We start from the raw sequence: 25,213 nt of genomic DNA on the forward strand, positions 1-25,213 counted from the left end.
GGCAACCAACCCTCACGGAAACCATGGACCAAGAACGCCTTTCCCTGTCGCCGCTGGCGGCCTTCCGCGACCACCTCGCCCGCGGCGAGCTGGCCTATCAGTACGATCCGGCCAGCGGCCGCGCGGTTTTTCCGCCACGAGTCATCGGGCCCGGCACCGGCAATCCCGACCTGGCCTGGCGCGCCAGCGCGGGCCTGGGCACCGTGTACGCCGTCACCGTCATCAGCCCGCGCGACCAGGCGCCCTACAACGTCGTGCTGGTCGACATGGACGAGGGCTTTCGGCTGATGAGCCGGGTCGAGGGCGTTCCGGCCGACGACGTGCGCATCGGCCTGCGCGTGCGCGCCCAGGTGCACACGCCGCCGGACGGCCAGCCGCCTTATCCTGTCTTCCTTCCGGAGGCCGCATGAACGCCCTGCAACGCGGCGCCTGCGCCATCGTCGGCGTGGCCGAATCGGACCTGGGGCAGGTGGCCGAAGGCCTGTCGCCGCTGGACCTGATGGGCCAGGCCACGCACCGCGCGCTATTGGACTGCGGCCTGTCGCTGCGCGACGTCGACGGCGTGTTCGCCACTACCTCGCAAAGCCGCATGCCCACGCTGGCGCTGTGCGAATACCTGGGCATCGCGCCGCGCTACCACGACGGCACCAATATAGGCGGATGCAGCTTCATGTCCATGGTGGCGCACGCGCAGCTGGCGATCCAGGCAGGCCTGTGCGAGGTCGCGCTGATCGCCTATGGCAGCACCCAGCGCAGCGCCGGCCGCAGCAACGTGGCCGTGCCCGACGTCAATCCCTACGAAGCGCCCTACCGGCCCATCTACACCGCCAGCTCGTACGCGCTGGCAGCCTCGCTTCACATGCACCAGTACGGCACCACGCGCGAACAGCTCGCGCAGGTCGCGGTGGCCGCGCGGCAATGGGCCTTGCTCAACCCCGTCGCGTGGGAAAAGAACCCGCTGACCGTGGACGAGGTCCTGGGCGCGCGCATGCTCAGCCATCCCCTGACCGTGCGCGACTGCTGCCTCGTCACCGACGGCGGCGGCGCGCTCATCGTGACCTCGGCCGAACGCGCGGCCACGCTGCGCAAGCCGCCCGCCTACGTGCTGGGCGTGGGCGAACACCTCAGCCACTACCACATCACCAGCATGCCCGACCTCACGGTCACCGGCGCCGCGCGCTCGGGCGCGGCAGCCTACGCCATGGCCGGCCTCGGGCCGAGCGACATCGACGCGGTCCAGGTGTACGACGCCTTCACCATCACCACCCTGCTGTTCCTGGAAGACCTGGGCTTCTGCCCCAAGGGCGAGGGCGGCCGCTTCGTGGCGGACGGCGCCATCGCCCCGGGCGGCAGCCTGCCGGTCAACACCAACGGCGGCGGCCTGTCGTACTGCCATCCGGGCATGTACGGGGTGTTCGTGTTGATGGAGGCCGTGCGCCAGGTGCGCGGCGAGGCGGGCCGGCGGCAGGTGGCGCACTGCGAGACGGCCATCGCGCATGGCAACGGTGGGACCTTGTCCAGCCAGAGCACGGTGATATTGGGCAGCGCGGCGACGCTCTGAGCGCCGGAACTGGGTGGCTATCCGGGCAGCCCGAGGTGGGCGATGCCGAATGGCGTTGCTATGCCGTGGCGGCGGCCAGGCAGCGAACGGCGCCCCGCAAGGCGTCGAACCGCTCGCCCGCCTGCCGGTACTCCCGCTCCAGCCGATCCACCAGTTCCGCCACGTCCGGCACGTCCCCTATCACCCCCAGCCCCTGCCCTGCGGCCCACACGTCCAGCCAGCGTTTCTTCGCGAAGGGCGTGTTGCTGTCGTAGTGCCGGGTGCTGCTGGCGGCCAGCGTATCGGGCTCGATGCCGTTGGCGGCCAGCGACGGCTTGAGCCAGCTCGCCGGCGTGCCGGTGATGCCGCTGCTGACGATCAACTGCTCGGTGTCGCACTCGACCACCATCTGCTTGTAGGCTTCGGGCGCCCGGCTTTCCCGGGTCGCCAGGAAGCGGGTGCCCATGTAGACCAGGTCCGCCCCGGCGGCGATCGCGCCGGCCGCGCCCCAGCCATCGGCGATGCCGCCACCCACGGCAATGATGCCGTCGAAGAACTGCCGCACCGCGCTGATGAACGCGAAGGGCGACAGGCTGCCGGTATGGCCGCCGGCTCCGGCGCTGACGCAGGCCAGTCCGTCGGCGCCGGCGGCGATGGCCTTGCGGGCCAGCCGCAGGTCGATCACGTCGGCCAGCACGATGCCGCCGTAGCCGTGCACGATGTCGATGGCGGGCCGCGGACTGCCGAGCGCGGTGATGACGATGGGCGGCCGGTAGCGGGCGACCAGGCCCAGGTCTTCCGGCAGCCGCGAGTTCGAGGAATGGGTGACCAGGTTCGCCGCCCAGGGACCGAGCCGCGCATCCGGATCGGCGGCGCGTGCCGCCTCCAGTCCCTCGGAGATGGTGCGCATCCACTGGTCCAGCACGTCGATGGGGCGGGCGTTGGGCGTGGGGAAGGCGCCCACGATGCCGGCCTTGCACGCGGCAAGCACGAGTTCCGGGCCCGACAGCAGGAACATGGGGGCCGAGACGATGGGCAGGCGCAGGCCGCGCAGGAGTTCACGAGACATGGGAGGGCATTTCTTCCGTGGAGGGCAGGCGCACGCACCGGGCGGCGGCCAGTTGCCGGATGTCGCGCTCGGCCAGGCCGGCTTCGCGCAGGATGTCGCCGCCGTGCTGCCCGATCGCGGGCACGGCGGGCGCCTGGGCTCGTGCCGACCAGGCGGGCGCACCGGGCAGCCGGACGAGCGGACACTCGCCCACGCCGCCCACGTCCACCGTTTCGACCAGCCCGGCGACGCGCATCTGTTCCGAGTCCATGAACTGGCCGACGCTGCGCACCACGCTGGCCATGACGCCGCGTTCGTTCAGCAGGGTCTCCCATTCATCGGCGCCGTGCGTGGACAGGCTGGCGGCGATCTCGCGGTCCAGTTCGGCGGCGTTGCGGTTGCGCGCTTCCTGCGTGGCATAGCGCTCGTCCGTGTACAGGTCGGGACGGCCGATGGCCTCGCAGAAGCGCTGGTACTCCGCGGGCTTGCGGGCGGCCAGCATCAGCGTGCCGGCGCGCGTGGGGTATTCGCCGGTGGGCGCGGCGAAATAGACCTGCCCGGCCTCGCCACCCCCGGTGCCGGCGGCCACCAGCCGCGGCGCGAGGAAGGCCGCCATGGCCCCCATCAGCGAAATGTCCAGGCGCGCGCCGGTGCCGTGCCGCAGCTTACCGATCAGGGCGCCGCTGACGGCCTGGTAGGCGTAGAGTCCGGTGACCTGGTCGGCCAGCACGACGTTGCGCGTGCGCTGGGGCTGCCCCGTCGCGTCGGCGTTCAGGGTCATCCAGCCGCAGAACGCCTGCATGATCTGGTCCACCACGCCGCGACGGCTCAGCGGCCCGTCCTGGCCGAAGCCCGAGACCGAGGCGTAGATCAGGTCCGGCCGGCCGGCGCGCAGCGCGGCGTCGTCCAGGCCCAGCCGTGCGGCCACGCCGGGACGGAAGCTCTCGATCACGATGTCGCAGCCGGCAGCGATGCGGCGCGCGGTCCGGGGTCCGTCCGGATGTTTCAGATCGAGCGCGATGCTGCGCTTGCCCAGGTTGACCGTGATGGAGGCCGGCGTGTGTCCGCGATGCTGGTTGCGCCCTGACCGTATCCAGTCGCCCTCGAAGGGTTCGACCTTCACCACGTCGGCGCCTTGCGCGGCCAGCAGCATGGTGCAGTAGGGGCCGGCCACGCCCTGGCTCAGGTCGAAGACCCGCAGCCCTTGCAGGGGAAGCGGCGTCACGGCGCGGCTCCGTCCGCGATCCACGCGGCAAGAACCGCGGCCAGCGCGGCGGGCTGCTCCAGCGGCAGCAGGTGGCCGGCGGCCGCCACCGTCTCCAGCCGGCTGCCCGGCACGTCGGCCGCCAGCCGCTTCAGGTTCTCCGGCGCCACGACCCGGTCGTGGGTGGTGGTGACCAGCAGGGTCGGATGGCGGCCATCCAGCAGCCCGGTGCGATCCGGCCTGGCGATGCAGGCCAGGCAATGCGCGATGTAGCGTTGCACGCCGTAGGCCTGCACGATGGCCCGGCGCCGCGAAATCAACTCGGGACGCGCCAGGCTGCCGGGGTGGAACGGCGCGGTGGACGCGGTGGCCGTCTCCAGGTAGCCGCCCTGGCGGGCGCCGGCGATGGCTTCCTGCCGCTTGGCGGCCTGGGCGGGCGTATCGGCCGCCGGACCCGAGCAGATCAGCGCGATGCCCTGGATCCGTTCGGGCGCCCGGTCCAGCACCGCCATCGCGACGTAGCCGCCGAACGAGAAGCCGCCCAGCCAGAAGTGCGGCGGTGCCTCGCGTAGCACGTGGTCTGCCAGTTCCTCCACCGTCTCCAGGGCGGGCAGGTCCGGGCAATGGGCGCGCACGGCGTCCGGCAGGGCCGCCTTCACGTCGTCGAACACGGCCGCCGTATTGTTCAGTCCCGGCAGCAGGACCAGGTCGGCCGGCGTCATGCCCAGGCCGCCGGATCGCGGTGTTCGCCGGGAATGCGGTCGCCTTCCACCCAGCAGGCGTGGGTGCCGACGGGGATGCGTTCCGGCAGCACGATGGTGGCCAGCGGCCCGCGCGAGATGTCGCGGGCGTCCAGCACCAGGCATTCGGAGCGGTCCTGGTTCATGTCGGTGACGAAGACGGTGACGTAGCCGTCGTCCTCGTCGCGCGCGCCCAGGCGCCGCGCCACCTGGGGTTCGCTGCCGTAGCGGCCGGGGCCATACTCGTAGCGCTGCACGGCGCCGCTGTGCAGGTCGAAGCGTTTCAGGCCGCGGAACAGCCACTCGCCCGGCTGGTAGAGCACGTTGTAGCTGTAGCGGTAGGGCCGGCCCACGTAGTCGTTGCTGACGACCGGGAACTCGGTGATCTCGTCGTCCAGGTATTGTTCGGTGGTCGCGCCGGTGCGCAGGTTGAAGCGCCAGCGGTGCATCATGGTCGGGTTGTTGTGCTTGTCCAGCCGCGCCTTGATCCGGGCGTAGATGTCCTTGCCGTCGGCCGCGCCCACCGGGTGCAGCTTGGGCTCGGGCATGATGCAGCCGTCCATCACGATCTCGTCGCCGTCCTCGTAGCAGTTGGCCAGGTGCAGGATGTGGCAGGCCTTGGCCTCGAACCACCGCACCTGCGAGCCGTCTCCATGGCGCGGGATCACGCCGAAGCGGGCGGGCATCTCGGGATGGAAGGTCATCTTGTGCTGCCCGCGCTTGAGCAGTTCGGGATCGAAGAAATGCGGCGTGTCGTGCAGGATGGAATAGTTCCTGGTGATGCCCAGGTCATGCGGCCAGCGGGCGCCCGGCAGTTCCACCGGCACGTAGTGCACCAGCCGGTTGTTCCGGTCGATGACGCCGTAGTGCATGTACGGCCAGTGCTCGGGATAGTTGAAGAACATCATCTCTCCCGTTTCCGGATCGACCTTGTAGTGCGAGCTGATGCCGTCCGGGATCTTGCGCGCCCAGTTGGTGTCCGGGCCCAGCGTGTCCAGCGTGATGGGATCCAGGCGCCAGGGTTCGCTGCCCTGCGACATGGTGGCCAGCAGCAGCCCCGCGTGGCAGATGATGTCGGTGCCGGCGTTGTCCTTCATCGCCCCCATGGCGCCGGACCCGCGGCGGGACGCCTTTTCGGGCTCCAGCAGGCCCGCCCACAGCGAGCGACGGGCGGCCTGCTCGGCCAGGAAGCCCGTGGTCTGCACGAAGCGGTTGCGGTAGGTGGCGCGGCCGTCGTGGAAATGCACCGCGTGCAGCATGCCGTCGCCGTCGAAGGGGTGGAACATGCCCAGCGGCTGGTGGATCTGGTTGTGCGTGTTGCGGATGAAGATGCCGTCCAGGTCGCGCGGGATCTCGCCGATGACCCGGAGGCTGTCGGTGTCGGCGATGTACTCGTTGAACATGGGCCGGAACGGGCCGTTCAGGAACGGATGGTCGGTGGGCTGCAGCGTGGACATCACGCCGCTGGGCAGGGTCTGGATGGTCATGGCGGGAATCGGTCGCGAAGGGGGAGCGTTCAGGCGGCGGCGCGCCGGGGCAGGCCGGCCAGGAAGGACAGCAGCGCGGCGTTGAAGGCCTCGGGCTGCTCGGCGAAGGAATAGTGGCCGGCGCCCTCGATGCAGACGAAGCGGGCATCGGGGATGACGGCGGTAAGCTCGCGCATGCCGTCGGGCCGGCCGACCTTGTCCTGAGCGCCGGCGATCAGCAGCGCGGGCACGCTGACTTCCCGCATCGTCTGCAGGCCGTCGTAGTTCACGATGGCTTCGATGGCCGCGCAGAAGGTGTCGGCCGACATCGACAGGGCGACCTCGCGCACCTGGTCCACCAGCGGCCCGGCCGAACCGGGCGCGAACATCGAGCGCACCACGGACTCGGCGGCGGTGCGGAAGGGCACGCCGCGCTTGAGAGGGTCGATGCGTTCCTTCAGGAAAGTCACCTTGTCCTCGGCCGACTTGCGGGCGAAGGAGCCCAGCGTGGCCGAGATCACCAGCCCGTGCACGCGGTCGCCGGCCAGGCGCGTGACCAGCGGCGCGGTGATGCCGCCCATGCTGTGTCCCATGACGACGTTGCGCCGGCTGCCGGTGTGCTCGATCAGCCGGGCCGCGGCCTCGGCCAGGTGCTCGATCGACAGCCCGTTCGCGGGCAGGGGGCTCAGGCCGTAGCCGGGCGCGTCCCAGGCGACGACGCGGTAGCCAGCCTGCACCAGCGTGGCGGTCAGGGATCGGAAATAGTCCTTGGAGCCGTAGGCGCCGTGCAGCAGGAACACGGTGGTGTCGGCGTCGCCGCTGACGGCGTGATCGGGTAGGCGGGGTCTGTTCATCGAAGCGCTCGTTGGGGAAATCGGTACGCTTCGAACTCTAGGCAGCGGCGGGGACGGGGGAAACGCCCGCGGCGGGCGCGTTCCGCAATCCGGATCGGGCGGCTCGGCCTACCCGCGCTCGGGCCCCGCCGCGCGCATGGCCTGGCCGATGACTGCCACCGTTTCCACCAGGCGCGGCCCCAGCACCTGGACCAGGCGCACTTCGGACAACTGGATGGAAGGGCCCACGCAGGCGAAGGAGAAAACGCCGCTCTGGCCCAGCACCATCGGCACGCCCACGCCGCTGATCAGTCCGCCCCGGCCGCGCTGGGACACCACGAAGCCGCGCTCGCGGTAATCCTTGTGGGCCCGCTCGACCACGCCGCGTATGTCTTCCCAGTCGTCGGGATGCGCGTCGCGCAGCGCCTGCAGCATGTGCACGCGCTCGGGCACGGGGGCGGCCACCAGATAGGCCAGCCCGATGGACGTGCGCTCGATGGGGACCACCGAGCCGGAGTCGGTATTGATCGTCAGCGCATTGCGCGGCGGATGGATCACTTCCAGGAAGACCAGGCCCGTGCGGTCGCGCGCGCCCAGGATCACCGCGATGTCCAGTTCGTCCGCCAGGCGCTGCATGTGGGGACGGGCCGTGCGCAGCAGACCGATGTGGCGTTGTACGCTGGCGCCCAGCCCCAGTACCCGGGCACCCATGGAATATTTGCGGCTCTGCTCGTCCAGGCGCAGGTAGCCCAGCGACGCCAGCGTGCCGGTAATGCGCGAGACCGTGGTCTTGGGCAGGCCGGTGATGGCCACCAGTTCCTGATTGCCCAGAGGGTGGCCGACCTCGAAGGCGGCCAGGATTTCGAGCCCCTTGGCCAGCGAGGTCATGAAGTCGCCGCGCCTGCCGTCGGCGCCGGCCTGTCGGGTCTTGCCGGGAGAGGATGTCCGCATATCGGGAATGATGGCCATGAAGGCTCCGGCTACACAACGCGCAACCGTGCCCGGTCCGCGCATGGAATCATGCCAGATCCGCATGCCGGAACGGCACCGGGTAGCTGTCGTCAACCGGCCGCCTCGTCACCAAGAATCCCGGTCCATGGACGCGAAGCCGGCAACGAAGCCGGACGCGAAGGAAGGAGACGCACAAATGATACGCACAGCCATGCTCGTGGCCGCGCTTGCCCTGGCCGCCGCCGGCCCGGCAAGGGCGGACTGGCCCACCCGGCCGATCACCATCGTCGTGCCCTATGCGCCGGGCGGGCTGACCGACGCCGTGGCGCGGGCCGTCGCCGAAGGCGCCGCGCGCGAACTCGGCCAGCCGGTGGTGGTCGAGAACAAGCCCGGCGCAGGCGGCAAGATAGGCATGGACCAACTGCGGAGGGCGCCCAAGGATGGCTACACCATAGGACTGGCCGTGCCGGCCACCATGGTGACCCTGCCGCTGACCGATCCCGGCTATGGCATCGAGCCGCTGAAAGAGTTCGCCCCCATCACCATCGCCGTCGACACCTTCATGGTGCTGGTCGCCAGCAAGAAGGTCCTGCCGTCGGGCGGCCTGAAGGAGTTCATCGCCCTGGCCAAGAGCCGGCCGGGTCAGTTGAACTACGGCACGCCGGGCGCCGGCACCAGCTTCCACTTCAACAACGTCTATTTCGCCAATCTGGCCGGCATCCAGACCGTGCACGTGCCCTACAAGGGGGAAAGCGGCGCGTTGGCCGACCTGGCGGGCGGGCAGATCGACTACATGCTGGCCGGCCAGGGTGCCAAGACCTTCGTTGACACGGGGAAGGTGCGCGCGCTGGCGGTCGCGGCCAAGAAGCGGGTCGAGGCCTATCCCGACGTGCCCACCTTCAAGGAGGCGGGCATGGATTTCACCACCGACGGCTGGGTGGGCTTCATCGCCCCGGCGGGCATACCCCCGGCGGTGCTGGAGCGGTTGAACGCCGCCCTGGTCAAGACCATCCAGTCGCCGTCCGTGCGGGCTGCCTTCGCTTCCATGGGCTACGAGCCGGTGGGCAGCACGCCCGCGTACTTCCGCAACGTGGTGCAGGAAGCATCCAAGCGCTATGGCGCGATGATAGAAAGCGGGCAGGTGAAGCTGGCGCAGTGACGGCGGCGGGCGCCCCGCCTGTCCGTCACCCCCGCTGGAAGCCCTCGAACCCGTGCAGCGCCTCGTCGATGGCCGTCTTCCACGCCGGCCGCCTGGCGGCGATCCAGGTCCATTTCTGTATCAGCAGGCGGCCAGCCTGGCGATCCATCTTCAGGTCCAGCGCGGCCACGACCTGGTCGCCCACCAGTACCGGCAGCGCGAAATATCCCAGCACGCGCTTCTCGGGCGGCACGTAGGCCTCGAAGCGATGTTCGTAGCCGAAAAAGGCGTGCAGCCGCTTGCGCTGGATGACCAGGGGATCGAACGGCGACAGGATGTGCGTGGCGGTGGCGGGTGACGCCGGCGCGTCCAGCGCGGCTGGTTCGATCCAGTGCTGGGTCTTGGCCTGCCCGGCGATGTGCACGGGCACCAGTCCCTTTTTCTTCACCCGGGATTCGATCAGCGCGCGCACCGCGGGCTTGGCGGCGGCATCGCCATAGCAGATCGAATCCAGCCCGACCACGCCTTGCGAGCGCAGCGCGCGCCGCAACAGGTATTCGGCGTATTTCGCCTCGGCCACCGGCCGGGGGCGGCGCGCCCAGCCGAAGTGGCGCCTGGACAGGTCGTAGGTCTTGAGCATGCCCGTGCGCTTGCTGACCGTCAGGTCGCCCACGAAGAACCCCAGCCGCAGCGCGCGCTTGGAGGGCTTGCGGCTGCCCCAGGGGTGGGTCTTCTCGACCAGGGCTTCGTCGATGTCGCGGATGGACAGGGCGCCTTCGTCGCGGATGCGCCGCAGCAGCGCCGCGTAGTCGGCCTCCTCCACGCCGGAGATCCAGGGGCCGGGCCGGGCGCGGCGCGCGTCCATGGCGGCGACGAACTGGCGGTAGTCGGCCGTGGGCACGTAGGCCAGCGCATGGGTCCAGTATTCGAACACGCTCTTGTCCGCCGACTGCGCCTGCTCGAGGTCGGCGCGGCGATAGCCGGGAATGCGGGAATACAGGATGTGATGGTGGCAGCGTTCGATCACGTTGATGGTGTCGATCTGCACGTAGCCCAGATGTTCGATGGCGCGGCCCACCGCCCCGGGGCCCGCGCCGAAGGGCGCGGGCGTATCCAGCCGCTGCGCGCGCAGCCAGATCGCGCGGGCCCGCGCGGCGGGCAATTCGAAGGAAACAGGGGCCATGCTCAGGCCCCCCGCGTTGTCAGAACGGATGCAGGATCCGGTCCGCCCGCCGGGCATAGTAGGCAAAGGTCGCTTCGTGGCGGCGCGCCGTACTGGTCCATCTCTGGGCTTCCTCTCCGAGTTCGGGCTGTATGGGCTGGATCTCGCCCGCGGCCATGGCCAGCAGTTGCAGGCGCGCCGCGCGTTCGAACATGACGCCCAGCACGCAGGCTTCCTCGACCGTGGCGCCGGTCACGACCAGGCCATGGTGGGCGAGCAGGACCGCCTTCTTGTCGCCCAGCGCGGCCGAGATGATCTCGCCTTCCTCGTTGCCCACCGGAATGCCGGGCCACTTCTTCAGGAACGCGCACTGGTCGTACAGCACGCAGGTATCCATGTGCGATACCGCCAGCGGCACTTCCAGCATGGCCAGCGCCGAGACGTGCGGGGCGTGGGAGTGAACGATACACCGGATGTCGGGCCGTGTCCGGTACAGCCAGGAGTGGAAGCGGTTCGCCGGGTTGGGCATGCCGCCCCCTTCCAGCACGTTCAGGTCCTCGTCGACCAGCAGCAGGTTGTCGGGCTTGATCTCGTCGAAGCCCAGCCCCAGGCGCTGCGTCCAGTACGTGCCCTCGCGCTCGGCCCGCGCGGTGATCTGGCCCGACAGGCCGGAGTCGTGGCCGAACGCGAACAGGATGCGGCAGGTCTGCGCCACGGCTTCGCGGATGGGGAGCTGCTGGGTGCGCAGGTGGGTTTCCATGTCGTCGAGCGCCGACTGGACGATCTCGGTCTTGCCGAGCTGCATGGTGTTCATTGCCATTGCGGGTTCCTCTTGCTGTATGGCGGATACGCTCAGTTCTTGACCAGCGTCGCCGTTTTCATGATCTGCGCCCAGCGGTCGTATTCCGCCGCGACGGCCTTGCGGAATTCATCCGGCGTCGAGCTGGCGGTGGCGGTGCCCTGTCCGGCCAGCAGGGCCTTGAGCTGGTCGTCCCTCAGCGCCCGCTGGATCGCCTGATTCAGGGTGTCGACGATGTCCCTGGGCAGGGCGGCCGGCCCGATCACGCCCGAGATCGAGCCGGAAACCAGGTCCGGATAGCCCAGCTCGGCGGTGGACGGCAGATCCGGCGCGCCGGGGATGCGCTCGGCATTGGCCAGCGCCAGCGCCCGCAGCTTACCGGACTTGACGAAGGGCATCACCACCGGGGTCGCCTCGAAGGTCAGGTTCACCTGATTGCCCACCACGCTGGTCACGGATTCCGCGCCGCTCTTGAACGGCACGTGCAGGAAGGTGACGCGGGTCGAGCCTTCCATGATCTTCATCCCCTGGTAGGGCGAACTGCCCACGCCGGCCGTGCCGAAGCTCAGGCTTTCCGGCTTCTCGCGCGCCAGGGCGACGAGGTCCGCCAGGGTCCTGGCGGGCACGGACGGATTGACCGCGATGACGTGGGGCGTGGAGGCGACGGAAGACACGTAGGTGAAGTCCCGGAAGCTGTCGAACGGCACCTTCATGGTGTGCGGGTTGACGGCCACGACACCCATGGTGGTGAACATCAGCGTGTAGCCGTCCGGCTGCGCATGCCTGAGGTACTCGGCCGCGATGTTGCCGCCGGCGCCGGGCTTGTTCTCGATGATGACGGGTTGCCCGAGCTGCTGCGCGAGGGCCTTGCCCGTTGCCCGCGCAACCAGATCGGTGATGCCGCCGGCGCCGAACGGCACGACCAGCGTGACGGGCTTGGCGGGATAGGAAGCCGCGCCCGCCGCCGCGGCACAGCAAAAGGCGGCCAGGCCGACCAGGACCCGGTGAAGGCGATGCGTATCCATGGCTGCTCCTTGCAAAATTTGCTGGAAACTTGAGTGTCTATAATGACACTCAAGTTTCCTGAGCGCAAGATGCGGCTAGCGCGGTGCGGGTTTTTCTCGAGGCCTTCCCCTACAATGAAAACGTCATCTTTACGCGACAGAACGCCGCTTTCATGCCGTCTTCCCCATCCAGAACCGCACGCAGCCCGGGCGCCGGAGCGGCCGACGACGCGCAGCCGGGCGATCCGCGCCGGCTGGGCGCACGGCTGGCGGCGCTGCGCAAATTGAACGGGCTCACCCTGGAGCAGCTCGCGATCCGGGCGGAAACCACCAAGAGCTATCTGTCCAAGCTGGAGCGAGGCCTGTCCTCGCCCACCATCGGCACGCTGCTCCGGCTCGCGCGCGCGCTGGGCGTCGAGACCGACAGGCTGATCGGCGACCATCACGACGGCGGCGACGTGGTCGTGGTCAAGGCGGCCGACCGGGTGCCGTTCAGCCGATCGAACGAACGCGACGGCTACACGTACGAAGCCATCGCCGCGTCACGGCAGAACAAGGCCATGGTGCCGTTCATCATGTGTCCTCCGCATGCCGTGGACGATACGCAGGATCTGGTCAGCCATGCGGGCGAAGAGCTGATCTTCCTGATCTCGGGCAAGATGGAGATCGTGTTCGCCGATCGCCGCGTCCTGATGGAAGCGGGCGACTCGGTCTATTTCAATGCGTCGATTCCGCACCGTTCCCGGTCGATAGGCAAGACGCCCGCGCAGGCGCTGGTGGTCGTCAGCGATCCGTCCCGGCGGGAATAGGCGCCCGCCGCTACAGCTTTTCGATGTGCGCGGCCATGCGCTCGCGCAACGCGCGGTCGGGCAGTTCGCCGCGTGCCGCGCCCAGGTTGTCGAGGGCGTTGGAGGCGCGGCTGGTGGCCGGCGTGGCGCAGGTGACCGCGGGATGGGCGATGACGAACTTCAGGAAGAACTGCGCCCACGACCGTATGCCGATCTCGGCCGCCCATGGCGGCACGTCGTGGCCGCGTACCTTGTCCCACAGCCTCGTGCGGCCGAACGGCGCGTAGGCCAGCACCGCGATGCCGCGGTCGGCCGCCAGCGGCAGGATGCGTGCTTCCATCGTGCGGTTGTCGATGGCGTAGTCCACGCCGATGAAGTCCAGCGGTTCGTCCCGCATGGCCTGCTCCAGCATGTCGTACTGCCGGGGGAAGGTCGTGGTGACGCCGGCATAGCGGATGCGTTTCTGGCCGCGCAGTTCCTTGAGCAGGCCGAACTGCGTGGCGACGTCGCCCATGTTGTGGACCTGGATCAGGTCGATCACCGGTTTGCCGACCCGCCGGAACGAGGCCTCGACCTGCGCCCGCGCCCGCTCCGGATCGGCCCGTCCGCCCTGGGCCACGTTCAGCTTGGTGGCCCAGAATAGCTTGCCGGCCATGCCGTTCTCGCGCACGATCTGCCCGGCCACTTCTTCCGAGGCGCCGTAGGCCGGGGCGGTGTCGAACACCGTGCCGCCCTGTTCGATCATGGCGGCGAAGACTTCGCGCAGCCGCTGTTTCTCGTCACCCGCCGCGGTGGTCGAAAAGGTGGCCGAGCTGCCCAGCCCGACCACGGGCAGTCGTTCGCCCGAGCGAGGGATGGGCCGGGTGATGACGGGCGAGGAGGTTTCGGCCGCCCAGGACCACGCGGGCGCGGCGGTGGCGGCCAGTGCGAGTTTCAGCGATGCGCGGCGAGAGATCATGGTTCGGTCCTTTTCTGCAAGACGGGAAAGACGGTGGCAGCCGCCGGCTCCATGCCGGGAGCGGCCGACGCCATGCGCCGCTGGGTGCGGCCCAGCCACAACGCCAGGCCGACCCAGACGAAGGCCAGCGGTACCGCCACGCCGGCGATCGCGTACAGCCCCATCGCCAGCCGGCCCAGCGCGCCTTCGAGCTGCGCGCCGGCCACGTCGCCGAAGCGATAGACGAAGGTGTCGATGAAGGCCTTGGCCTTGTACTTGTCCTCGCGGTCGAGCACGGTGAACAGCGTTTCGCGGGCGGGCCGCATGATGGCCCGCTGCACCGCGCGGAACGCGGCCTCGAAGGCGATCAGCGCCGCCAGTGATCCCACCAGGGCCAGGCCGACGAAGCCCAGCGCGGTGGTCAGCGGCAGCAGCGCCAGCGTGACGGCCACGCCCAGCCGCTTCATCAGGTGTCCGGCCAGCACGAGCTGGATCGCCAGCGTGGCGATCTGGGTCAGCATGTCGATGCGCGCGAACAGCGCGGTGCGGCCGTCCAGTTCGTGCCCCTGCGCGGCCACCATCTGCAGCCGCGTGAAGTACAGGAAGGTCGCCATCACCGCCAGGATGACCACGTAGGCCGCGATGCCGGCCAGGTAGCGCGACCGCGCCAGCGCCCTGATGCCGTCCCAGGCGCCGCCGCCGATGCGCTCCGCATCGTGGGCCGCGCGCGCGGCGGGATCCGCGGCGGATGGCCGGCGCGCGATGCCCCAGCCCAGCGCCAGCGCCAGCAGCAGGAAGCCCGAGGACACCAGCAGCAGGCCCGCCGTGCCCACGGGCCGCGCCAGCACCGATGCCAGCCATGGTCCGCAGATGGCGCCCAGCGTGCCGCCTACCGAGATCAGGCCGAAGAAGCGCTTGCCCTGCTCCAGCGTAAAGCGGTCGGCCATGAGCGCCCAGAACACCATGGTCGAGAACAGGTTGAACACGCTGAACCAGACGTAGAAGACCTGTCCGCTGGCCGTGCCCACGGCCTCGGGCGCCCAGGCGAGCAACAGGTAGAAGCCCGCCAGGCTGGCGGCGAAGAACAGATAGGTCGCGCCGATGAACTGCATGCGCCGGAACCGGCTGACCAGCATGCCGAACACCGGATTGACCAGCAGCGTGACCACGGCGGTGCCGACGAACAGCCAGCGCACGGTGTCCAGCCCGCCGCGCATGCCCAGCGCCTCGCGGGCGGGACGCAGCATCATCAGCGCGGTCAGTACGCAGAAGAAGAATCCCACGGCCAGCGCAACGGGCAGGATCTCGTCGCGGCGGACGTTGAACAGCTTTGGAAGATCGAGCTTCATGAGCGGTTCCGCTTCGTGGTGGCCGGCCCCGCGCCGGTCCGGACAAGCATATCGGGTTTTTGCCGATTTCGGCCGCCACCCTCTTGCCGGTGCGGACTAGGCTCGCTGTTCCGTCAGCTGCTCGAACAGATCGTACAGCCGGGGATCGCTCTTGCGTCCTCGTTCCTCCCGCATGATCCGCATGATGTCCTCGTGCGTGCGCGGCCGCTGGTAGGGCCGCGTCGAGGCCATCGCGTCATAGCTGTCGGCCAGGCTCACGATGCGCGACAGCAGCGGGATCTGCTCGCCGTGCAGGCCGTCGGGATAGCCCGCGCCGTCGAACCATTCGTGGTGATGGCGGATGGCCGTGGCGACGGCGCTCGCCTGGTCGCAGGGAACGGCGGCGAAGATGCGCTCGCCGCGTTCGGAATGGGTCATCATCAGGTCGCGCTCGTCGGCATCCAGGCGCCCCGGCTTGTGCAGGACGGCGTCGGGAATGCCGATCTTGCCGATGTCGTGGAAGCGCGCCGCCGCGGCCAGCAGTTCGAGTTCGTTCGCCGGCAGGCCGCAGGCGGTGCCCAGCATCCAGGCCAGCTGGCCCACGCGGTCGCAATGCTCGTGGGTTTCCACGCAGCGCTCGCTCAGCGCGACGAAGAGGGGATCGAGGGTGGGGTGTTCGGGAATGGCGTCGGACATCGATGTAGTGCTGGAGAAAAAACCTGCGAATTCTACTGCCCGGTGCTTGCATGGTACCCTGGCGCCCGGCGGACGACGGAAGTCCATCGAAGGCCTTCCGGCAGGCCGCCGTCCTCGCGCCTGATGCGCGGGGCCGAGCATGGGTGTCTGACGATATGGCTTCCCCTCCACTGGTCGACTCCAGGGCGTCCTGGATCATCGCTACCGCCGCGCTCTGCTGCCTGGGCATGACCTTCGGCGCGCCGCTGATCTCCACGGTCGGGCTCAAGGCGATCGCCGGTGAAATGGGCGGCGCCCGGTCCGTGCCCGCGCTGGGCGGCTCGCTGGCCTGGCTCGGGTCCGCGGTGGGCGGCGTGATGATGGGCCGGCTCGCGCATCGCTTCGGCGTGCGCTGGACGGTCATGGCCGGCTCCGTGTCGGTCTGCCTGGGGCTGTTCATCTCCACCCTGGGCGAGCCCTGGCTGCTGTATATCGGCCATGGCGTGTTCATCGGATTCCTCGGCATGGGCGGCCTGAACGCGCCGCTGTACGTCTACGTCAGCCAGTGGTTCGAACGCCGGCGCGGTTCCGCGCTGGCCCTGCTGTCCAGCGGAAGCTACATCGCCGGCGTCGTCTGGCCGCTGGTGTTCGAACACACCATCAGCACCTGGGGCTGGCGCGCCACCATGATGGGCTACGGCGTGCTCGAGGCAGCCGTCGTGCTGATGCTGGCGTCGCGCTTCCTGCGGCCCGCCGCCGACACCTCGGTCCGCACTGCCGAGCACAAGGGCGGCGAGCGGCCCACCGTGTTCGGCCTGCGCCCCAATACGGCCTTCGTCATGTTGGCCGGCGCGGCCTTCCTCTGTTGCATTCCCATGGCCATGCCGCAAAGCCACCTCGTCGCGCTGTGCTCCGATCGCGGCCTGCCGGCCGCCGTGGGCGCGGCCATGCTTTCGGTCCTGCTGGCCGCGGCCTTCATCAGCCGGCAGGCCTGGGGCCTGGTCGCCGACCGCATCGGCGGGCTGCGCACGGCGCTGATCAGCTCCGTGATGCAGGCCGCCGCCGTCTCGGGCTACCTGCACGTGACCGAACAGTTCGGGCTCTTCACCGTCTCGATCGCCTTCGGGCTGGGCTTCAGCGCCCTGATCCCGGCCTACGTCCTGGCCGTGCGCGAGGCTTTCCCCGCCAGGGAAGCCTACTGGCGCGTGCCCTCGCTGATGCTGATGAGCGGTTGCGGCATGGCGGTGGGCGGATGGCTGGCGGGGTACCTGTACGACCAGTACGCCTCGTACGATCCGGCGTTCCTGACCGGCGTGCTGTCCAATGTGGCGAACCTGGCGCTGTTGGGGACGCTGGTCGTGTTGCAGGTCAGGTGGATGCGGCGAGCGGTGGCGTAGTCGGCGCGATGCCACCGTCCAGGAAGAGGCTACGGTAGATCTGGCATGACGCGAGGCCGGCCTGCCAGGGCGCCTTGCAGGAACCGGTCCAACGCATTGCCGAACGCCCGCCGATCCGCCTGGCCGAACGCCGCCGGGCCGCCAGTCGCCACGCCGCTCGTCCGCAATTCCTCCAGCATGTCCCGCATGGCCAGGCGTTCGCCTATGGTCGCCTCGGTGTAGCGCTCGCCGCGCGGGTTCAGGACCGCCGCGCCCTTCTTCAGCACCTCGGCCGCCAGCGGAATGTCGCCCGTGATCACGAGATCGCCCGCCACCGCCTGCTCGGCGATATAGGCGTCGGCCACGTCGAAGCCGCGCGGCACCTGCACCGAGTTCACCCAGCGCGAGGGTGGCGTGCGCAGCATCTGGTTGGCGACCAGGGTGACCTGGACGGTGCAGCGGTCGGCGGCGCGGAACAGGATGTCCTTGACGACGGCGGGGCAGGCGTCGGCGTCGACCCAGATGCGCAGGGGAGGCAAGGAAGCGGTCATTTGGCCTATTTCCCGATACAGAACCGCGAAAAAATCACCCCCAGCAGGTCATCGCTGCTGAACTCCCCGGTAATCGAGGTCAACGCCTCGTGCGCCAACCGCAATTCCTCGGCGAACAGGTCCAGCACGCGATCGCTTTGCGCCGCATGCCCGGCCGCCAGTTCCAGATGATTCGCCGTCGTCAGCAGCGCATGGATATGGCGCTCGCGCGCCAGATAGGGGGACTCCGCCGAGGGATTCCACCCCGCGATCGCCAGCAGTTCGCGCTTCAACCCGTCCAGCCCCTGCCCGGTCCTGGCCGACACGGGCAGCCGTTTCGCGCCGGCGGCCTGGGCCTGTCCGACCTGACCGGCCTCGACCAGGTCCATTTTGTTCACCACTTCCAGCACCGGGGTGCGGGGCGGCAGCCGCGAGGTGATGGCGGCGTCGAGTTCAGGGCCCGGGCGCGTGGCGTCGAGCAGGTGCACGATGACGTCGGCCTTGCCGATCTCGGCCCAGGTGCGTTCGATGCCGATGCGCTCGACGGTGTCCTCGGTCTCGCGCAGTCCGGCGGTATCGACGATGTGCAGGGGCACGCCGTCGATGTCGATCTGCTGCACGACCTTGTCGCGCGTGGTGCCGGCGATGGGGGTGACGATGGCAGCGTCGAAGCCGGCCAGGGCGTTGAGCAGGCTGGATTTGCCGACGTTGGGCTGGCCGGCCAGCACGACGTGCAGTCCTTCGCGCAGGATGGCGCCCTGGCGCGCCTGCGACAGCAGCCGGGCCAGGTCGGCCTGGATGGCGGCCAGGGTCTCGCGCGCCTGGTATTTCTCCAGGAACTCGATTTCTTCCTCGGGGAAGTCCAGCGTGGCCTCGACCAGCATGCGCAGGTGCACGATACGGTCGGCCAGGCCATTGACCTCGGCCGAGAACACGCCCGTCATCGAGGCCGCCGCGCTGCGGGCGGCGGCTTCCGACGACGCGTCGATCAGGTCGGCCACGGCCTCGGCCTGGGCCAGGTCCATGCGGTCGTTCAGGAAGGCGCGACGGGTGAATTCACCGGGCTCGGCCAGCCGCATGCCCATCTCCGTGCCCGCCTGCAGGCACCGCGCCAGCAGGCGCCGCAGCACCACCGGCCCGCCGTGGCCTTGCAATTCCAGCACGTGTTCGCCGGTGTAGGAATGCGGAGCGGGAAAGGACAGCGCGATGCCTTCGTCGACGATCGCGCCGTCGGCGTCGCGGAAAGGCAGGTAGTGCGCATGGCGCGGCGCCAGCGCGCGGCCCAGCAGCGCCTGCATCAGCCCATCGAGCGGCTGGCGCGCCGACACGCGCACGACACCGATCCCGCCGCGTCCGGCGGCGGTGGCGATGGCGGCAATCGGATCCTGGTCGGAAATCATGGGCGAAGTTCGGAAAAGGCGGCGAAGCGCATCAGGGCAACCCGTCCCCGCACTGTAAAACAAAAGGCCGCTCCGGCTACCCGAAACGGCCCTACTGCCAGCCATTCGACCCAGGGCACCGCGGATCCGGCTTTGCCGGTCCGCCAGTGCCGCCCCCTTGAGGGGGAGCGGCCTAAGGCCGCTTGGGGGTGGGCTTCCCCTCCGGTCCGCTGGTGCCGCCCCTTGGGGGGCGCGCGTCAGCGCGTAGGGGGGTTACTGTCTTTTTGTGATGAACCACTGCTGCGCGATCGACAGGCAGTTGTTCACCACCCAGTACAGCACCAGGCCCGCGGGGAAGAAGAACATCATGCCGCCGAACACCAGGGGCATGATCATCATGACCTTGGCCTGCACGGGATCGGGCGGCGTGGGGTTGAGCTTCATCTGCAGGAACATGGTGGCCATCATCAGGGCCGGCAGGATGAACCAGGGATCGGGCGAGGCCAGGTCGTGCACCCACAGGATCCAGGGCGCGCTGCGCATTTCCACGCTGGCCAGCAGCACCCAGTACAGCGCGATGAACACCGGCACCTGGACGATCATCGGCAGGCAGCCGCCCACGGGGTTGATCTTCTCGGTGCGGTACAGCTCCATCATCGCCATGTTGAGCTTCTGGCGGTCGTCGCCGAACTTCTCTTTCAGCGCCTGCATGCGCGGGGCGACCTTCTTCATCCGCGCCATGGACTTGTAGCCGGCGGCCGACAGCGGGAAGAACACCGCCTTGATGATCACGGTCAGCGCGACGATGGTCCAGCCCCAGTTGCCCAGCAGCTTGTGCAGCCAGGTCATCAGCAGGAACAACGGCTTGGCGATGATGGTCAGCCAGCCGTAGTCCACCACCAGGTCCAGGCCCTGGGCCACGGCGGCCATGGCGGACTGGTCCTGCGGGCCGATCCACAGCTTGGCGTCGACGGTATTGCCGGTACCGGGAGCCAGCGTGCCGACGGGCTCGATGGCGCGGACGGCGTACAGGTTGTTGCCGACCTTGGACATGTCGTAGGTGCGCGCCACGCCTTCGGGCGGCACCCAGGCCACGGCGAAGTAGTGCTGGATCATGCCCAGCCAGCCGTCGTTGGCCGACTTGTTGAACGATGCCTTGCCCTTCTCGATGTCCGAGAAGGTGACCTTCTGGAACTTGTGCTCGGCGGTATAGATGGCCGGGCCGGTGAAGGTGCTGTAGAAATGGCTTTCGCCGGGCGGCTTGTTGCCGTCGCGGGTCAGCTGGAAGTACAGCGAGGGCGAGACGGGCTCGGCGCCGACGTTGGCCAGGTTGTGGCGCACGTCGATGGCGTACTGGCCCTTGTGCAGCGTGTAGGTCTTGATCAGCTTGACGCCGCCGCTTTCGGCCTCGAACGAGATCTCCAGCTTGTCGCCGGTTAGTTCGCGCGCCGGGGTGGTGACGTGGAAGGGCGTGCGGTGCGTCGGGAACGACGCGCCGTTGGCCGCGCCGACCACGCCGCTTTGCGCGAGGTAGACGCGCTGCGCGGAATCGTCCAGCAGCACGGTGGGATGCTCGCGGTCTTCGATGTCGGCGTGTTTGAGCAGCTCGGCCTTGACGATCTGCGCGCCCACGGTGTCGAAGGTCAGGCGCAGCACGTCGGTGGTGACGACGATCTTTTCGGCGGGGGCGGCCTGCTGGGCCTGCGGCGCGCTACCAGGAACGGCGTCGGTGCCGGCCGCGGGCGTGGCCGCTGGCGCCGCGGACGGCACGCCGGCCTGGTCGGGCTGGGCCTGCGGAGCCTGCGCGGTCGCCGTCTTGGCGGGGGTGGAGCCGAACATCGAGGGATGTCCGTTGTACTTCTGCCAGCCATCCCACAGGAAAAGCAGGGATAGCGAGAAGATCATCCAGAGGATGGTGCGTTGCATGTCCATGGACGGATAGTTCCAATCGTCGTCGCGGCAAAGTCCGCTAGTGTAGCAAGGCCCCCCCCTACGCGCTTACGCGCGCCCCCCAGGGGGCGATGCGGGTGGACCGGCGGAGCCGGATCCACCGCATCCTGGGTCGGGCGCGCGGGATGGCGGGGAGAGTATCGGGGGTCATTGTTGAGGTTCTGTGCCGGTCGACCGGCTTTTACCGTGTCCTGTCGGAGGAACGGGGTCCAGACCTCCTTGGGCGTAGGGGTGGCAGCGGCAGATGCGGCGCAGGCCCAGATAGGTGCCATGGACGGGGCCGTGGCGGTCGATGGCTTCGATGGTGTAGGCGGAGCAGGTGGGGGTGAAGCGGCAGGACTGGCCGATCCAGGGGCTCAGGAAATACCGGTAGAAACGGATGGGCCATATCAGCACGCGACGCGGGAGCGTCGAGCCGGTTGGCAGCGCGTTGCTATGGGTTTCCGTCACGATGGGCCCCTGTTGCGGGAAAAGCCCGCTTCGGCCGTCCGGTCTAGCCGGGGCGGTTCGCCTTCGCTGCCCGGGCCAGGTGGGCGTCGATTTCCTGCCTGGCCTGGCGCTTGAGTTCGGTCAGCGAGCACGAAGGGATGCGGGCGTGCAATCTGAAGACATAATCGCCGGCCGGCAGTTCCGCGCGCCGCAGCCGGAAGGCTTCGCGCGCGACGCGTTTCAGCGCGGCGCGGCTGACCGACAGGGGGGCGTAGCGCTTGCCCACGACCAGGCCCAGCCTGGGCTGGGCGGACGGCGCCATGCTCAAAACAAAAAGCGCCCCTCTTGCAAGGCGGCGCCCTTTCAGCGCAGGGGCGAACTCCGCCGGGCTGCGCAACCGCGCGGTGCCGGGAAACGACGCGCGCGGATTCAATGCTGTAACGCTGCGTGGCCGGCCTGGATGACGGCCGGCATTGCCGTCAGACGGCCAGGCGCTTGCGGCCCTTGGCGCGGCGGGCGTTGATGACGGCGCGACCGCCACGGGTCTTCATGCGCACGCGGAAACCGTGGGTACGCTTGCGACGGGTGACGGAAGGTTGGTAAGTACGTTTCATGACAGTTCCTGAGTTCCGGTATGGGTATGAAAGCCGCCCCGGAAGCTTGCGCAGTCCCGGCCTGCGCGCGGCCCGGCGAAGCTTAAAGAGTTAAGCGCGCGCAAAGGCCCAGCATGCATCCTTGGAAAGACTGCCAACCCAGGGTCTTGGATTCAGCCCGAATCTCTTCGTGAAATTCGGAAAGCCCTCCATGGTGTCAAATAAATCCAATGTTGTCAATCAGTTAGGCGCGCCGCCGCCGGGAGCGTCCGGGGACGCCTGTGGATAACTTCCGCCCGGAGGAGTAGAATTGGGGGTTTCGGGATCGGCCACTAGAACATCCTTCGCGCCCCCTGTCCTGCGTGGGCGCACCGATCCTATTAGCGAGATTCATGGAAGATTTTTGGCAAACCTGCGCCCAGACGCTAGAGCAGGAACTCACTCCTCAGCAGTACAGCGCCTGGATACGTCCCCTCGTCCCGCTCGCCTTCGATGAAGCCGAGGCGGTGCTGCGGGTCGCGGCGCCCAATCGTTTCAAGCTCGACTGGGTGCGCAGCAATTTCTCCGGCCGTATCGAATCTCTGGCGGCGCAATGGTTCCAGCGCCCCGTGCAAGTCAAGTTCGAACTGGATACCCCGCGCATGGTGGCCCCGCTGCGGCCGCCCGCGCCCAGCCCCGCCCCCATGGCCGCCAACGGCAACGGCCATGCCGGCAATGGCCATGCCGCGCCGCGCCCGGCTCCGCAGGCACCGTTGGGCTTTCCCGGCGACCCGGTCGCCGCCGTCAATTCCGCGGCCGCCCGCGCGGCCCAGCGGGCCAGCGAAGCGCCCCGCCCGGTGCAGCGCGCAGCGCCCAAGGCCGAGGCCAGCGAAGCCACGGGCATCTACGAACGGTCGCGCCTGAACGTCGAACTGACCTTCGAGAATTTCGTCACCGGCAAGGCCAACCAGTTGGCCCGCGCCGCCGCGCTGCAGGTGGCCGAGAACCCCGGCACCTCGTACAACCCGTTGTTCCTGTATGGCGGAGTGGGGCTGGGCAAGACCCACCTGATCCATGCCATCGGCAATTCCATGATGGCCGAGAACGCCGCCGCGCGGGTCCGGTACATCCATGCCGAGCAGTTCGTGTCCGACGTGGTCAAGTCCTACCAGCGCAAGGCCTTCGACGATTTCAAGCGCTACTACCATTCGCTGGACCTGCTGCTGATCGACGACATCCAGTTCTTCTCGGGCAAGAACCGCACGCAGGAAGAATTCTTCTACGCCTTCGAGGCCCTGGTGGCGCTGCGCAAGCAGATCATTATCACCAGCGACACCTATCCGAAGGAATTGTCCGGCATCGACGACCGGCTCATCTCGCGCTTCGACTCGGGCCTGACCTGCGCCATCGAGCCGCCCGAACTGGAAATGCGGGTCGCGATCCTGCTGAAGAAAGCGGAAACCGAGGGCGTGCACCTGCCCGAGGAAGTGGCCTTCTTCATCGCCAAGCACCTGCGCAGCAACGTGCGCGAGCTGGAAGGCGCGCTGCGCAAGGTCCTGGCCTACGCCAAGTTCCACGGCCGGGCCATTACCGTGGACGTCTGCAAGGACGCCCTGAAGGACCTGCTGTCCGTGTCCAACGGCCAGATCACCGTCGAGAACATCCAGAAGACGGTGGCGGACTTCTACAAGATCAAGGTCGCCGACATGTATTCGAAGCGGCGGCCCGCCAACATCGCCCTGCCGCGGCAGATCGCGATGTACCTGGCGAAGGAACTCACCCAGAAGAGCCTGCCCGAGATCGGCGAGCTTTTCGGCGGCCGCGACCACACCACGGTGCTGCACGCGGTACGCAAGATATCGGAATCCCGGGCCAAGCAGGCGGAACTGAACCATTCGCTGCACGTGCTCGAACAAACCCTGAAAGGATGACGAACCGCGACGAACCCCATCCGGGACCCTGTGAGTTTGACTGTGGAAAAACCGTGGAGCATTTCTGGACAACCCGACGCCGCTTTTTTCGATCGAAGGTTGTTCATGGTTGTGCGCTATCCTCCAGGCCAGTTCCCCACTCGCTAAAAACTGGACAAGTTCTTGATTTATAATAGTTTTTTGAAGAAATTCCAGTTGTTCACAGGGTCCTATTAACTACCAACCCAAAGAAGGATTGGATATGCAATTGGTCAAAGCCTCACGCGATGCATTGCTGAAGCCCCTCGCGACCGTTTCAGGCATCGTGGAACGGCGGCACACCCTGCCCATCCTGGCCAACATCCTGTTGCGCAAGGAAGGCAGCCGCGTGTCGTTCGTGTCTACCGATATCGAGGTTCAGATCACCACCCATGCCGATTTCGGCGTGGGTGATGCGTCTGAGTCCACCACGGTGGCGGCCCGCAAGCTGCTCGACATCCTGCGCGCCTTGCCCGACACCGGCGACGTGTCCTTGTCGCTGGCCAACAAGAAGCTGTCGGTCCAGTCCGGCAAGAGCCGCTTCGCGCTGCAGACCCTGGCGGCCGAGGAGTTCCCCACCGTGGCCCAGCCGGCCTCGTGGAACGCCTCGCTGACCATGACGCAGAAGTCGTTCAAGCACCTGATGAACATGGTGCATTTCGCGATGGCGCAGCAGGACATCCGCTACTACCTGAACGGGATGCTGCTGGTCCTGGACGGCAGCAACGTGCGCTGCGTCGCCACCGACGGCCACCGCCTGGCCTATTGCGCGGTTGCCATCGATGCCGATGCGCCCAAGCAGGAAGTGATCGTGCCGCGCAAGACGGTGCTGGAACTGCTGCGCCTGCTGGAAGACAGCGAAGAGCCCATCGAGATCTCGGTGGCGGCCAACCAGATCCGTTTCCGCTTTGGCGACGTCGAGCTGATCTCCAAGCTGGTCGAGGGCAAGTTCCCCGACTACCAGCGCGTGATCCCGAACGGCTACACCAAGCATTTCCCGATCGCCCGCGAAGCCCTGCAGCGCAGCCTGCAGCGCGCCGCCATCCTGACCACCGACAAGTTCAAGGGTGTACGGATGCAGATGGCCGATCATGTGCTGAAGATTTCCGCCAGCAACGCGGAACAGGAAGAGGCCCAGGAAGAACTCGAGATCGACTTCGGCTTCGAACCGCTGGACATCGGCTTCAACGTCAGCTACCTGCTGGACGTGCTGGGCAACCTGAAGGCCGAGACGGTGCAGTGGAGCGTGGGCGACGCCAATTCGTCGGCGCTGATCACGCTGCCCGAGGATGCGGACTTCAAGTATGTCGTGATGCCTATGCGGATCTAGACCCCCCCTACGCGCTTACGCGCGCCCCCAGGGGCGATGCGGGTGGACCGGCGGAGCCGGATCCACCGCATCCTGGGTCTGGGGT

The 25,213-nt window shown here is 68.3% G+C and carries 25 protein-coding genes; 7 read left to right on the plus strand and 18 right to left on the minus strand.

The window, feature by feature from the left end; translation table 11 throughout:
- Positions 1–23: 23 nt before the first annotated feature.
- Together EV675_RS04865 and EV675_RS04870 are read left to right on the plus strand one after the other, a co-directional pair.
- Positions 24–410, plus strand: coding sequence for a Zn-ribbon domain-containing OB-fold protein (locus EV675_RS04865; protein WP_130356257.1), 387 nt, complete (start codon positions 24–26; stop codon positions 408–410).
- Complete coding sequence (locus EV675_RS04870) at positions 407–1,561, plus strand: acetyl-CoA acetyltransferase (protein ID WP_130356258.1); 1,155 nt, start codon at positions 407–409, stop codon at positions 1,559–1,561. The genes EV675_RS04865 and EV675_RS04870 overlap by 4 nt, the downstream gene beginning before the upstream one ends.
- A 58-nt stretch (positions 1,562–1,619) precedes the next feature.
- Here EV675_RS04870 and EV675_RS04875 read toward each other — a convergent pair whose 3' ends face one another.
- From EV675_RS04875 to EV675_RS04900, 6 genes are all read right to left on the minus strand, one after another.
- Positions 1,620–2,609 (minus strand): NAD(P)H-dependent flavin oxidoreductase, encoded by a 990-nt coding sequence (locus EV675_RS04875; RefSeq protein WP_130356259.1) that lies wholly within the window; start codon positions 2,607–2,609, stop codon positions 1,620–1,622.
- Complete coding sequence (locus EV675_RS04880) at positions 2,599–3,813, minus strand: CaiB/BaiF CoA transferase family protein (RefSeq protein ID WP_165404434.1); 1,215 nt, start codon at positions 3,811–3,813, stop codon at positions 2,599–2,601. Before EV675_RS04880 ends, EV675_RS04875 begins: the two co-directional genes overlap by 11 nt.
- Entirely contained in the window at positions 3,810–4,514 is a 705-nt protein-coding gene (locus EV675_RS04885; protein WP_130356261.1) for an alpha/beta fold hydrolase, read from the minus strand. The genes EV675_RS04880 and EV675_RS04885 overlap by 4 nt, the downstream gene beginning before the upstream one ends.
- Complete coding sequence (locus EV675_RS04890) at positions 4,511–6,019, minus strand: carotenoid oxygenase family protein (protein WP_130356262.1); 1,509 nt, start codon at positions 6,017–6,019, stop codon at positions 4,511–4,513. Before EV675_RS04890 ends, EV675_RS04885 begins: the two co-directional genes overlap by 4 nt.
- Positions 6,020–6,048: 29 nt before the next feature.
- On the minus strand, positions 6,049–6,852 hold the full coding sequence (locus tag EV675_RS04895; RefSeq protein ID WP_130356263.1) for an alpha/beta fold hydrolase: 804 nt from the start codon (positions 6,850–6,852) through the stop codon (positions 6,049–6,051).
- Between the two features lie 108 nt (positions 6,853–6,960).
- Positions 6,961–7,800 (minus strand): IclR family transcriptional regulator, encoded by an 840-nt coding sequence (locus EV675_RS04900; RefSeq protein WP_161568027.1) that lies wholly within the window; start codon positions 7,798–7,800, stop codon positions 6,961–6,963.
- Between the two features lie 178 nt (positions 7,801–7,978).
- Between EV675_RS04900 and EV675_RS04905 the strand changes: the two genes are divergently transcribed.
- On the plus strand, positions 7,979–8,941 hold the full coding sequence (locus EV675_RS04905; protein WP_130356265.1) for a Bug family tripartite tricarboxylate transporter substrate binding protein: 963 nt from the start codon (positions 7,979–7,981) through the stop codon (positions 8,939–8,941).
- Between the two features lie 25 nt (positions 8,942–8,966).
- Here EV675_RS04905 and EV675_RS04910 read toward each other — a convergent pair whose 3' ends face one another.
- From EV675_RS04910 to EV675_RS04920, 3 genes are read right to left on the minus strand one after another with little or no spacing between them, the layout of a single operon-like run.
- On the minus strand, positions 8,967–10,103 hold the full coding sequence (locus EV675_RS04910; protein ID WP_130356266.1) for a winged helix-turn-helix domain-containing protein: 1,137 nt from the start codon (positions 10,101–10,103) through the stop codon (positions 8,967–8,969).
- Between the two features lie 19 nt (positions 10,104–10,122).
- Complete coding sequence (locus tag EV675_RS04915; protein WP_242621335.1) at positions 10,123–10,902, minus strand: aldolase; 780 nt, start codon at positions 10,900–10,902, stop codon at positions 10,123–10,125.
- A 32-nt stretch (positions 10,903–10,934) separates the two neighbouring features.
- Positions 10,935–11,906, minus strand: coding sequence for a tripartite tricarboxylate transporter substrate binding protein (locus EV675_RS04920; RefSeq protein WP_130356267.1), 972 nt, complete (start codon positions 11,904–11,906; stop codon positions 10,935–10,937).
- Between the two features lie 152 nt (positions 11,907–12,058).
- On the opposite strand from EV675_RS04920, the gene EV675_RS04925 reads away from it, so the two are divergent.
- Positions 12,059–12,694 carry a helix-turn-helix domain-containing protein gene (locus EV675_RS04925; protein WP_130356268.1) on the plus strand — a complete coding sequence of 212 codons (636 nt, stop codon included), beginning with the start codon at positions 12,059–12,061 and terminating at the stop codon, positions 12,692–12,694.
- Between the two features lie 10 nt (positions 12,695–12,704).
- Here the strand turns inward: EV675_RS04925 and EV675_RS04930 are convergent, their stop codons facing one another.
- The 3 genes from EV675_RS04930 to EV675_RS04940 form a co-directional block, all read right to left on the minus strand.
- The gene (locus EV675_RS04930) at positions 12,705–13,631 is read right to left on the minus strand and encodes an aldo/keto reductase (RefSeq protein ID WP_130356269.1); all 927 of its coding nucleotides are present in this window, start codon (positions 13,629–13,631) and stop codon (positions 12,705–12,707) included.
- The gene (locus EV675_RS04935; protein WP_130356270.1) at positions 13,628–14,959 is read right to left on the minus strand and encodes an NTP/NDP exchange transporter; all 1,332 of its coding nucleotides are present in this window, start codon (positions 14,957–14,959) and stop codon (positions 13,628–13,630) included. The genes EV675_RS04930 and EV675_RS04935 overlap by 4 nt, the downstream gene beginning before the upstream one ends.
- A gap of 96 nt (positions 14,960–15,055) precedes the next feature.
- A complete protein-coding gene (locus EV675_RS04940; RefSeq protein WP_130356271.1) occupies positions 15,056–15,634 on the minus strand; it encodes an HD-GYP domain-containing protein in 579 nt (192 codons plus the stop codon).
- Positions 15,635–15,789: 155 nt separating this feature from the next.
- Here EV675_RS04940 and EV675_RS04945 point away from each other — a divergent pair, with 155 nt between their 5' ends.
- The gene (locus tag EV675_RS04945; protein ID WP_165404435.1) at positions 15,790–17,010 is read left to right on the plus strand and encodes an MFS transporter; all 1,221 of its coding nucleotides are present in this window, start codon (positions 15,790–15,792) and stop codon (positions 17,008–17,010) included.
- Between the two features lie 29 nt (positions 17,011–17,039).
- On the opposite strand, the gene EV675_RS04950 is transcribed toward EV675_RS04945, so the two are convergent.
- The 6 genes from EV675_RS04950 to rpmH all read right to left on the minus strand — a co-directional run bounded on the left by EV675_RS04950 (position 17,040) and on the right by rpmH (position 21,891).
- Entirely contained in the window at positions 17,040–17,519 is a 480-nt protein-coding gene (locus EV675_RS04950; protein ID WP_130357909.1) for a YaiI/YqxD family protein, read from the minus strand.
- 26 nt (positions 17,520–17,545) lie between these two features.
- Complete coding sequence (gene mnmE / locus EV675_RS04955) at positions 17,546–18,916, minus strand: tRNA uridine-5-carboxymethylaminomethyl(34) synthesis GTPase MnmE (protein ID WP_130357910.1); 1,371 nt, start codon at positions 18,914–18,916, stop codon at positions 17,546–17,548.
- A 255-nt stretch (positions 18,917–19,171) separates the two neighbouring features.
- A complete protein-coding gene (gene yidC, locus EV675_RS04960; RefSeq protein ID WP_130356273.1) occupies positions 19,172–20,830 on the minus strand; it encodes a membrane protein insertase YidC in 1,659 nt (552 codons plus the stop codon).
- A gap of 165 nt (positions 20,831–20,995) precedes the next feature.
- Entirely contained in the window at positions 20,996–21,298 is a 303-nt protein-coding gene (yidD, locus tag EV675_RS04965) for a membrane protein insertion efficiency factor YidD (RefSeq protein ID WP_242621336.1), read from the minus strand.
- A 43-nt stretch (positions 21,299–21,341) separates the two neighbouring features.
- Positions 21,342–21,710: a ribonuclease P protein component gene (locus EV675_RS04970; RefSeq protein ID WP_130356274.1), complete on the minus strand. Its 369-nt coding sequence runs from the start codon at positions 21,708–21,710 to the stop codon at positions 21,342–21,344.
- Between the two features lie 46 nt (positions 21,711–21,756).
- The gene (gene rpmH / locus EV675_RS04975) at positions 21,757–21,891 is read right to left on the minus strand and encodes a 50S ribosomal protein L34 (RefSeq protein WP_006578231.1); all 135 of its coding nucleotides are present in this window, start codon (positions 21,889–21,891) and stop codon (positions 21,757–21,759) included.
- Between the two features lie 371 nt (positions 21,892–22,262).
- Between rpmH and dnaA the strand changes: the two genes are divergently transcribed.
- Positions 22,263–23,780, plus strand: coding sequence for a chromosomal replication initiator protein DnaA (dnaA, locus tag EV675_RS04980; protein ID WP_130356275.1), 1,518 nt, complete (start codon positions 22,263–22,265; stop codon positions 23,778–23,780).
- 241 nt (positions 23,781–24,021) lie between these two features.
- Positions 24,022–25,128 carry a DNA polymerase III subunit beta gene (dnaN, locus tag EV675_RS04985; RefSeq protein ID WP_130356276.1) on the plus strand — a complete coding sequence of 369 codons (1,107 nt, stop codon included), beginning with the start codon at positions 24,022–24,024 and terminating at the stop codon, positions 25,126–25,128.
- Positions 25,129–25,213 lie beyond the last annotated feature (85 nt).

Source organism: Pigmentiphaga kullae, from assembly GCF_004216695.1.
GTDB classification, from domain to species: Bacteria; Pseudomonadota; Gammaproteobacteria; order Burkholderiales; family Burkholderiaceae_B; genus Pigmentiphaga; species Pigmentiphaga kullae.